At 70.1% G+C, this 10,164-nt stretch carries 8 protein-coding genes; 1 reads left to right on the plus strand and 7 read right to left on the minus strand.

Going from position 1 to position 10,164, the window contains the following annotated elements:
• The 5 genes from O3Q52_RS40480 to O3Q52_RS40500 all read right to left on the minus strand — a co-directional run.
• Positions 1 to 1,405, minus strand: a 1,405-nt coding sequence (locus tag O3Q52_RS40480; RefSeq protein ID WP_269653554.1) for an NAD-dependent malic enzyme, incomplete at its 3' end; no start/stop codon positions are given.
• A 406-nt stretch (positions 1,406 to 1,811) separates the two neighbouring features.
• The gene (locus tag O3Q52_RS40485; protein ID WP_269653555.1) at positions 1,812 to 4,244 is read right to left on the minus strand and encodes a UvrD-helicase domain-containing protein; all 2,433 of its coding nucleotides are present in this window, start codon (positions 4,242 to 4,244) and stop codon (positions 1,812 to 1,814) included.
• An 82-nt stretch (positions 4,245 to 4,326) separates the two neighbouring features.
• Entirely contained in the window at positions 4,327 to 5,097 is a 771-nt protein-coding gene (locus O3Q52_RS40490; protein ID WP_269653556.1) for a zf-HC2 domain-containing protein, read from the minus strand.
• A 38-nt stretch (positions 5,098 to 5,135) separates the two neighbouring features.
• Positions 5,136 to 5,657, minus strand: a complete 522-nt coding sequence (locus O3Q52_RS40495) for a sigma-70 family RNA polymerase sigma factor (protein ID WP_010039908.1) — start codon at positions 5,655 to 5,657, stop codon at positions 5,136 to 5,138.
• Positions 5,658 to 5,853: 196 nt separating this feature from the next.
• Positions 5,854 to 6,453 (minus strand): CGNR zinc finger domain-containing protein, encoded by a 600-nt coding sequence (locus O3Q52_RS40500; protein WP_269653557.1) that lies wholly within the window; start codon positions 6,451 to 6,453, stop codon positions 5,854 to 5,856.
• Between the two features lie 243 nt (positions 6,454 to 6,696).
• On the opposite strand from O3Q52_RS40500, the gene O3Q52_RS40505 reads away from it, so the two are divergent.
• Positions 6,697 to 7,278 (plus strand): DUF1772 domain-containing protein, encoded by a 582-nt coding sequence (locus O3Q52_RS40505; RefSeq protein WP_269653558.1) that lies wholly within the window; start codon positions 6,697 to 6,699, stop codon positions 7,276 to 7,278.
• Here O3Q52_RS40505 and O3Q52_RS40510 read toward each other — a convergent pair.
• Entirely contained in the window at positions 7,227 to 8,444 is a 1,218-nt protein-coding gene (locus O3Q52_RS40510; protein ID WP_269653559.1) for a uroporphyrinogen-III synthase, read from the minus strand. The genes O3Q52_RS40505 and O3Q52_RS40510 overlap by 52 nt on opposite strands.
• 216 nt (positions 8,445 to 8,660) lie before the next feature.
• A complete protein-coding gene (locus O3Q52_RS40515; protein WP_269653560.1) occupies positions 8,661 to 10,043 on the minus strand; it encodes a NarK/NasA family nitrate transporter in 1,383 nt (460 codons plus the stop codon).
• Positions 10,044 to 10,164: the final 121 nt, after the last annotated feature.

Genomic DNA, 10,164 nt, shown 5'->3' on the forward strand with positions numbered 1-10,164 from the left:
CGCCCGCCGCCTTCGCCGCGGTGCGGACCGCGCCCGCGACCGCGCCCGCGACCTTGTCGTTGAAGACGCTGGGGATGATGTAGTTCGGGTTGAGCTCGTCCTCGGTCACCACGTCCGCCAGAGCGGTTGCGGCAGCAAGCATCATCTCCGTGTTGACCGTGCGGGACTGCGCATCCAGCAGACCGCGGAAGACACCCGGGAAGACCAGCACGTTGTTGATCTGGTTCGGGAAGTCGGAGCGGCCGGTGGCCACGACGGCCGCGGTCTGGCGGGCGATCGCCGGGTCGACCTCGGGGTCGGGGTTCGCGAGCGCGAACACGATGGCACCCTCGGCCATGGCGGCCACGTCGTCGCCGTCCAGCACGTTCGGGGCCGAGACGCCGATGAAGACGTCCGAGCCGCGCACGGCCTCCTTGAGCGTCCCCGTGACCCCTTCGGGGTTGGTGTTGTCGGCGATCCACCGCAGCGGCGAGTCGGGGGCGGCCTTCACCAGGTCCTCACGGCCCGCGTGCACCACACCGTGGATGTCGGCGACGACGGCGTGCTTGACGCCGGCGGCGAGCAGCAGCTTCAGGATGGCCGTACCGGCCGCGCCCGCGCCGGACATGACGACCCGGATGTCGCCGATCGCCTTGCCCGCCACCCGCAGCGCGTTCGTGAGGGCCGCGAGCACGACGATCGCCGTGCCGTGCTGGTCGTCGTGGAAGACGGGGATGTCGAGGGCCTCACGCAGACGGGCCTCGATCTCGAAGCAGCGCGGGGCGGAGATGTCCTCAAGATTGATGCCGGCGAAGCCCGGGGCGATCGCCTTGACGATCGCGACGATCTCGTCGGTGTCCTGGGTGTCCAGGCACAGCGGCCAGGCGTCGATGTCGGCGAAGCGCTTGAAGAGGGCCGCCTTGCCCTCCATGACCGGCATGGCGGCCATCGGGCCGATGTTGCCCAGGCCCAGCACCGCCGAGCCGTCCGTCACGACCGCGACGGTGTTGCGCTTGATGGTCAGACGGCGGGCGTCCTCGGGGTTCTCGGCGATCGCCATGCACACGCGGGCCACGCCCGGGGTGTAGATCATCGAGAGGTCGTCACGGTTGCGGATCGGGTGCTTGGACTGCATCTCGATCTTGCCGCCGAGGTGCATCAGGAACGTACGGTCGGACACCTTGCCGAGCGTCACGTCCTCGATGCCGCGCAGCTGCTCGACGATCTCGTCGGCGTGGGCGGTGGACGTCGCCGCGATGGTGACGTCGATCCGGAGCTTCTCGTGGCCGGAGGCCGTCACGTCGAGGCCCGTCACCGAGCCTCCGTGGGACTCCACGGCGGTGGTGATCTGGGAGACCGCGGTTCCGCTCGCGGGCACCTCCAACCGGACCGTAATCGAGTAGGAGACGCTGGGCGCCGTTGCCATGGCCGACTTCCTCTGCTTTCACCGGGTACTGCGAGCGCTACTGGTTCGCGGGTTTGCCGTCCGATCGTCGCACCTACCGCGGAGTACGTGGTAGCCGCCCTGGATTGCGAACGTTTTGTTCTCAATCAAAGAGAGGCCCCTGTCACTGGGTGACAGGGGCCTCTCGTCCGCTCACGACACGTCGAACGGAACTTCGTTCAATGACACCGACCCGCCATGCTCGCCTCGCGGCAAGTGGTCGCTCGTAGCGACGAAGGTTGGGCCCGGGGGCTTGGATCGGGCCGGTGTCACACCAACCGTAACAAACGATCCCCGTAAGGCAATTCCCGTACCGGAGGTTCACGGAGAAGGTTCTTCGGGCCCGGTCCGGTCCGGCTCGCGGGTCTGACCGCGGGCCGGGCCCCGGTCAGTCCCGCAGCAGGTCCGGCACCCCGTCCGCGTCCGGTTCGTCGCGGTCGGCCGAGACGACGGTGAGCTGCTGGGTGGCCCGGGTCAGCGCCACGTACAGCACGCGCAGCCCGGCCGGCGACTCGTCGGCGATCTCCGCCGGGGAGACGACCACCGTGGCGTCGTACTCCAGGCCCTTCGCCTCCAGGCTGCCGAGCGCCACCACGCGGTCGCCGAGCCCGGCGAGCCAGCGCGCGGCCTCGGCGCGGCGGTTCATGGTGACGACGACACCGACCGTGCCGTCGACCTGGTCGAGCACCCGCGCGGCCTCCTCCCGCACGGTCTTGGCCAGGGAGTCCCGTACGGCGGTGAAGCGCGGCCGCACGCCCGTGGAGCGCACCGCGGACGGGGAGGTGGAGCCGGGCATGGCCAGGGCCAGGACCTTGGCGGCGAGCTCGGCGATCTCGGCCGGGTTGCGGTAGTTCACGGTGAGCTCGAAACGGCGGCGCGGGCGCGTGCCGAGGGCCTCGTCACGGGCTTCGGCGGCCTCGTCCGGGTCTGACCACGAGGACTGGGCGGGGTCGCCGACCACCGTCCACGTGGCGTGCCTGCCGCGGCGGCCGATCATGCGCCACTGCATGGGCGTGAGGTCCTGTGCCTCGTCGACGATGACGTGCGCGTACTCCGTGCGCTCCTGGGCCAGCCGCTCGGCCCGCTCGCGCTGCGTCTCCTCGCGTACGGGCATGAGTTCCTCCAGGCCCGTCAGCTGGTCGAGCGGGTCGAGGTCGCGTTTCCTGCGGGGGCGGGCCGGGGTGCCGAGGATCGCCTGGAGTTCGTCGAGCATGGCCACGTCGTGCACGGAGAGGCCGTCCCGCTTGAGGGAGCGGGCGACCCGCCGGACCTCACCGGGGTTGAGGATCCGCCGCGCCCACCGTCCGAGCCGTTTCTCGTCGGCCATCGCCTCCAGAACGGCACTCGGTGCCAGCTCGGGCCACCACACGTCGACGAACGCGATGAAGCTGTCCTCGGAGCTGACGTCCTCGTCGAACGACGAGCGCAGCTCGGCCGCCAGCTCGGCGTCCGTGTGCCGGGTCCCGGCGCCGGACCGCGCCCAGAGGGCGTCGAGCAGCAGCTTGCGGGCGCGCGGGCGCAGCAGGTTCACGGGGGCGGTCCCGGAGAGCGCGTTCTGGCGGATCCGGTCCAGCTCGGGAGCCTCCAGCTCCAGCCGGCGCCCGAAGGCGACGACTCGGAGGCGGTCGGGTGTGGCGGAGGATGCCTGCGGTTCGTCGTCCGAGTCGGCGAAGTCGTCGTCGGGGTCTCCGAACGAGAGCTGCCCGTTCTGACCGTTGTGGCCGTTGTGGCCGTTCCGCCTGCCCCGCGCGGGCGCCCGGCCCGGCTCGCCCGGTGCCTCCAGCGCCCCCCGCGCCGCTTTCCGCAGCACCTTGAGCATCCTGTACGAACCCTTGGCCCGGGCCACCGCCGGCGAGTCGTACAGCGTGGCCTCGGCGCCGTCGACCAGGGAGCCGACCGCGCGGATGGCGACCTGGCCCTCTTCGCCGAGGGACGGCAGGACGCCCTCGGTGTACGCCACCAGCAGGGGCGTGGGCGAGACGATCAGGATGCCGCCCGCGTACCGCCTGCGGTCCTGGTAGAGCAGGTAGGCGGCCCGGTGCAGGGCGACCGCGGTCTTGCCGGTGCCAGGACCGCCCTCCACGTACGTGACGGACGCGGCGGGTGCCCGGATGACCAGGTCCTGCTCGGCCTGGATGGAGGCGACGATGTCCCGCATGGTGTGGCTGCGGGCCTGGCCGAGCGCGGCCATCAGCGCGCCGTCGCCGATCACCGGCAGTGCGCGGCCGGAGAGGGAAGCTTTCAGCTCCGGGCGCATCAGGTCGTCCTCGACCCCGAGGACCTTGCGGCCCTTGGAGCGGATGACCCGGCGGCGTACCACCCGGCCGGGATCGACCGGTGTGGAGCGGTAGAACGGCGCGGCCGCCGGGGCCCGCCAGTCGATGACCAGCGGCGCGTAGTCCGAGTCCAGGACGCCGATACGGCCGATGTGGAGGGTCTCCGCGATCTCGGCGGTGTTGTCGGGCCGTACCGCGCCCTCGGCGGGCTCCACCGCCGTGTACGCGCCGTCCGGGCCCTTCCTGCCGTCCTTGCCCGCTAGGAGGTCGATCCGTCCGAAGAGGAAGTCCTCGAACTCGTTGTTCAGGCGGTTGAGGTGGATCCCCGCCCGGAACACCTGCGCGTCACGCTCCGCGAGTGCTCCGGGTGTACCGACCTGGCCGCGCTGGGCGGCGTCGTTCATCAGGAACTCCGCCTCGTGGATCTTTTCCTCAAGGCGCTGGTACACCCGGTCCAGGTGTTCCTGTTCGACGCCGATCTCGCGGTCGCGCACGGAGTCGCCCACCGGATCGAACGCCGTTTCCTGCTGAACCTGAGCGGCCACCGGGCCCCCTTCTGACGTGCATGGCAGCCGTCAACCGTACGCGAAGGGGAGCCCGTCAGGCTACGTTTCCGCTCTTGATCGCCTACACGTCGACCTGGACCAGCTTTTTGCCGTCGAAGGTCATGACCTCGAAGTAGTCGATGTCCTCGGGGTTCATGGCGACGCCACCGTTCACGTAGAGCGGGCTCTTGGCCTGCTCGGTCTTGGCGTCCTCGATGCCATAGCCCCACTTCGGGACCGCCCAGGTGGTCGCCGTCTCCCGCTCGCCGTTCTTGCCGACGGCGATGAGGGAGCACTTCTCCGGCCCCTTGACGTTCTTCAGCTCCAGGACCGAATGGGTGCCCCAGGCCTTGCCCTCCATGCCGACCGCGGCGCTGACCTTGGTGGTCGGGTCCGTCGCCTTGACCTTGTCGGTCATGCGCGTGAAGGCTTCCTTGGCGGGGCTGCTGGACTGCAGAGGCTGGGCCTCCTTGGTCGTGTCGCCGCCGGTGGCCGCGATCGCGGCGACGGGGCCGCCGATGATCAGCGAGGCCGCGAGCCCGAAGAAGGCGCGCCGGCTTCTCTTGGCACGGACGCGACGCTCCACGACCTCGCCGACCAGCCGGTCCGCGAGCTGCGGGCTCGGGCGGGCGGCAAGCGATTCGCCTATGGCCGGAGTGCCCTGAGCGGCGGGCAGATCGGCCAGTGCGGCGAGCATCGGCTCCATGCCGGCGAGTTCGTCGAGCTGCTGGCCGCACCACTCGCAGGTCGCGAGGTGCGCCTCGAAGGCGGTGGCTTCGGCGTCGTCGAGGATGCCGAGCGCGTACGCACCAACCGTCTCGTGCACATCGCCCTGCCCTTGCGAACTTTGCATGGGTCCAGGACTACCCGTTCCGTATCCCCCGTATGTGCTCATGCCGTCACCCCCCGCTCCTCCAGTGCGAGCTTCATCGAACGCAGGGCATAGAACACCCGTGAGCGCACCGTGCCGCTGGGTATCCCCAGGGTTTCGGCGGCCTCGTTTACGGTACGCCCCTTGAAGTACGTCTCGACCAGTACCTCCCGGTGGGCGGGGGTCAGGTCGTCGAGCGCGTCAGAGAGTGTCATCAGCCACAACGCCTTGTCGATCTCGTCCTCCGCGGGAATGACCTCCAGCGGCGACGGGTCCACCTCCTGCGGCCGGGCCTGCCGGCTGCGGTGCCCGTCGATGACGATGCGCCGAGCGACCGTCACCAGCCAGGGGCGTACCGAACCGGTAGCTCGGTTGAGCTGCCCGGCGTTCTTCCAGGCACGGATGAGCGTCTCCTGCACGACGTCCTCCGCGCGCTGCCGGTCCCCGGCGACCAGCCGCAGCACATAGGCGAGCAGAGGCCCGGCGTGTTCGCGGTAGAGCGCACGCATCAGCTCCTCGTCCGGCTCCGAGGGCTGGGACATACGATGTCGGGCCCTCGGCAATCGTTCATCGGCCACGGCGGAATCCTTGCGCACGCCTACCTCCGGTGTCCGGGGGATCCCCCAGTCGGTCGCTCATCCCGGGATACGGGCGCAGGCGCGGCTGTGTTCAAAGTGACGGGCATTCTTTGTGAGGAGAGTGTGGGGAAGTTGGGGGGCTCTCCTTCACGGGTGAACTCTAAGCCCGCGCGAGGGCTGCTCTGCGCCGGTGCCTGGCAACGCGTTCGCGGTTCCCGCACACCTCACTGGAGCACCACCTGCGACGACGCCCTCTGGACGTATCCAGGTACACGATGGGGCAGTTGTCTCCCTCACACTGCCGAATGCTCGCGCGGGCGGCCGGATCAGTCAGCAGTTCCACTGTGTCACGGGCGATGGCCGCGAGCAGCGCGGCAGGGGCCGGCGGGCCGTCCAGGGCTCGTACGAGAGAGCCCCCGGCGTCCCACACCGCGTGCGCCACGGGCGGTGCGGTGCGGGCGAGTTCGTTCACGCGGGCGAGCGCGATGACGAAGGGACGGGAGTCCCGGGAGGGCTCCGCGCGTACCAGCTGGCCTATATGGCTGCGTAGTTCGCGAAATCCGACGAGCCAGGAGGAGTCGACGGGGGCGAGCGGGGTGCCCGCCGGGACGAGTCCGGATCCGCTGATCCAGGCCCGCAACGGCTCCGCCGAGTCGAGCCGTTCCTCGGGGTGGGTGGTCGCCAGGAGATCGAGACAGATCCGTCCGGAGTCGAACCGCAGCTCGTACGGGGCCGTGGCTGTGGCCGTGCCCAGTGCCATGTGCCTGTCACCGCCTTGGGGTTGCCGCCATGCGGGGTCGGTGAGTGGTCGTGAGTGGGGGTACGGGAGGGGGCCGTGCGTGGCCCGTACTCCCTACAGTGCCTTCCCCCGCGCGCGGCGGGAAGCCCCGCGCCGGGCCGTACCCTCCCTCGCGCCGCCCGGCCCTTCCCGGCTGGACGTCCGCTTATGCGGGCGCGAGTCCGAAGCATGTCGTCCGCCGGGACCTGCCGGTTGACTCATGGCATGGCAACCACCACAGAGAGCAACAAGGGGCGGCGTTCGACCGCCGGGGGTGTACTGGTCGCGGCCACGGTCGTCACGGGTCTGGTCGCCGGGCTGTTCTACGCGTACGCGAACAACGTGATGCCGGCGCTGGCCCGCAGCGACGACCGCGTCTACGTCGAGGTCGTCCAGAACATCAACGACGTCATCCAGAACCCGGTGTTCCTCCTGAGCTTCAACGGCGCGCTGCTGCTGACGGCCTTCTCGGCCTGGCAGTTGCGCGGCTCACCACGGATCCGGGTGTGGGTGTTCGCGGCACTCGTCGTCTACGCGCTCGCGTTCCTGGTCACCGTCGTCTTCAACATCCCGCTGAACAACGAGATCATGGACGCCGGAAATCCGGCCACGATGACCGATCCGGCCGCGGTGCGCGAGGAGTTCGAGGACCCGTGGGTGGCCTGGAACGTCGTACGCGCCGTACTGCACATCCTCGCGTTCGGCCTGCTGGCGCAGGCTCTGGTGCTGTACGGGCGCCACGGCCGGAGCGGTCGTCAGTCGTCGCCGTACTTGGAGTCGGCCACCGGGTCGAGCGCCAGCCGGTAGCCGCGCTTGACGACGGTCTGGATGAGCTTGGGCGCCCCCAGTGCCGTACGCAGCCGGGCCATCGCGGTCTCCACCGCGTGCTCGTCCTTGCCGGCGCCGGGCAGGGCCCGCAGCAGCTCGGCGCGGGCCACCACCCAGCCGGGCCGCCGGGACAGCGCGCGCAGCAACGACATTCCGGCGGGCGGCACGGGCCGCAGCGTGTCGTCCACCAGCACGGCGTGCCCCCGGATCTCCACCCGGTGACCGGCGATCGGCAACGTTCGCGCCCGGGACGGCAGTTCCTGACACAGCACCTGTACGAGGGGGCCGAGCCGGAAACGCTCCGGCTGGACCGTGTCGATGCCCCTGGCCTGCAGCGGCAGCGCGGTGACCGGGCCGACGCAGGCGGGCAGCACGTCGTGGTTGAGGGCGGCGAGCAGCTCGGGCAGCAGCCCGCGGTCCTCGGCGCGGCCCAGCAGCGAGGCGGCGGCCGGGGCGCTGGTGAAGGTCAGCGCGTCCACACCGCGGGTGACCGTGGCGTCGAGCAGCCGGTCTACGGGCGCGATGTCCTCCGGCGGCATCCACCGGTACACGGGCACGCCGACGACGTCCCCGCCCGCGGCCCGCAGCGACTCGACGAACCCGGGCAGCGGCTCACCGTGCAACTGGACGGCGATCCGGCGCCCTTCGACTCCCTCCTCCAGGAGCCGGTCGAGCACCTCGGCCATGGATTCGGAGGACGGGGACCACTCCTCGGTCAGCCCCTGGGCCCGTATCGAGCCCTTCACCTTCGGTCCGCGGGCGAGCAGCTCGACTCCGCGGAGCGTTTCGAGCAGGTCCTCGCCCAGCCCCCACCCGTCGGCGGCCTCGACCCACCCGCGGAAGCCGATCGCGGTGGTCGCGACCACGATGTCCGGGGCCTCGTGGAGCAGTTGCTTGGTCGCCGCGAGCAGCTCGCTGTCGTCGGAGAGGGGCACGATACGCAGGGCGGGCGCGTGCATGACGGCGGCGCCGCGCCGCTGGAGCAGGGCTCCGAGTTCGTCGGCACGGCGGGCGGCGGTCACACCGACGGTGAACCCGGCGAGGGGGCCGTGATCGGGCCGGTCGGATCGGTGCTCGGATCGCTGTTCAGATCGCTGCTCGGGTCGTCGCTCGGGGCGTTGCTCCGGTCGCTGCTCTTCGTACATGGCTCTCGTCCCGCTCGAGTGGTGTTCGTCCTGCGTCACCCGCTGGGTTGGGGCGTCCCGCGTGGAGCCTCCGTGGTGGGGTGCCCGGTCCCAGGGCCGGCACCTCCTGCTCCGGGGCGTCCGCTGCACGCCCTATTTGCCCGCATCATGGCGGATGACCGAGCCTGTCAATCATGCGTGACAGGCTCGGTTCCGCTTGATGTCATCCGTGTTACGTCACACTTCCGCGTAGCTGAGCTGCGGCTTCGCCTCGGAAGCGGTCACTGCCGGGGACGCGGCGCCCGCCGGGCGGCGAAGGTATACGGCCCAGGTGACCCCGAAGCAGACCGCGTAGAAGGCGAGGAAGGCGACGAAGGCTCCGGTGCCCGACCCCACGCTCAGGAACGACTGCCGGAAGGCCAGGTTGATGCCGAGACCGCCGAGCGCGCCCACGGCCCCGATGAGCCCCATCGAGGCACCGGACAGCCGCCGCCCGTAGGACGCGGCCTCCTCACCGGTGAGCCCCAGGGCGGTGGCCTTGGCCTGGAAGATGCCGGGGATCATCTTGAACGTGGAGCCGTTGCCGAGCCCGGTCAGCACGAACAGCACGATGAACGCCGTGGTGAACAGGGGCAGGGACTTCTCCATGGAGGCGACCACGATGACGGCGGTCGCGGCGCCCATGGCGACGAAGTTCCACAGGGTGATGCGGGCGCCACCGTACTTGTCGGCGAGCCAGCCGCCCACGGGCCGGATCAGCGAGCCGAGCAGCGGCCCGATGAAGGTGACGTAGGCCGACTCCAGCGGCGTACGCCCGAACTGCGTCTGGAGCACGAGCCCGAAGGCGAAGCTGTACCCGATGAACGACCCGAACGTCCCGATGTAGAGGAAGGACATGATCCAGGTGTGCGGGTCCTTCACCGCCTCCTTGGCGGCACCGGTGTCGTTCTTCACGGACGTGATGTTGTCCATGTAGAAGGCCCCGAGAACGGCGGCGACGACGATCAGCGGAATGTAGATGCCGAGCAGCACGCGCGGTCCGGCACTGGCGCCGATGACGGCGAGCCCGACGAGCTGGACGACGGGCACCCCGATGTTGCCGCCCCCGGCATTCAGCCCAAGAGCCCACCCCTTCTTCCTCAAGGGGAAGAAGGAGTTGATGTTGGTCATGGAGGAGGCGAAGTTCCCGCCTCCCACGCCGGCGAGCATGGCGCACACGAGGAAGGTCCCGAAGGACGTCCCCGGCTCCATCACGATGAACGCCGCGATCGTCGGGATGAGCAGCATGCTCGCCGAGACGATGGTCCAGTTCCGGCCACCGAAGCGTGCGACCGCGAAGGTGTACGGCACCCGCACGATGGCGCCGACCAACGTGGCCATGGAGATGATGAAGAACTTGTCGGCCGGGGTGAGCCCGTACTCGGGCCCCATGAAGAGCACCATCACGGACCACAGGGTCCAGATCGAGAACCCGATGTGCTCGGAAAGAACCGAGAAGAACAGATTGCGCCGGGCGACCTTCTCGCCCGTCTCCTTCCAGAACGTCTCGTCCTCCGGGTCCCACTGCTCGATCCAGCGGCCCCCCTTGCGCGGTGCGATGCTGCTGCTCGGGGCTGTCATCTCACGCCTCCACAATTTCTCCGGCTGGTCCACCCGAAGGTAGGGATGGCGCGTTTCCGGCCTGTGGCGACGAGTGACCGCCGGGGAACGTTGCTCTCACCCCGGGGCGGGGGGCGCGGTG

Source organism: Streptomyces sp. ActVer (genome assembly GCF_027270795.1).
Taxonomy (GTDB): Bacteria; Actinomycetota; Actinomycetes; order Streptomycetales; family Streptomycetaceae; genus Streptomyces; species Streptomyces umbrinus_A.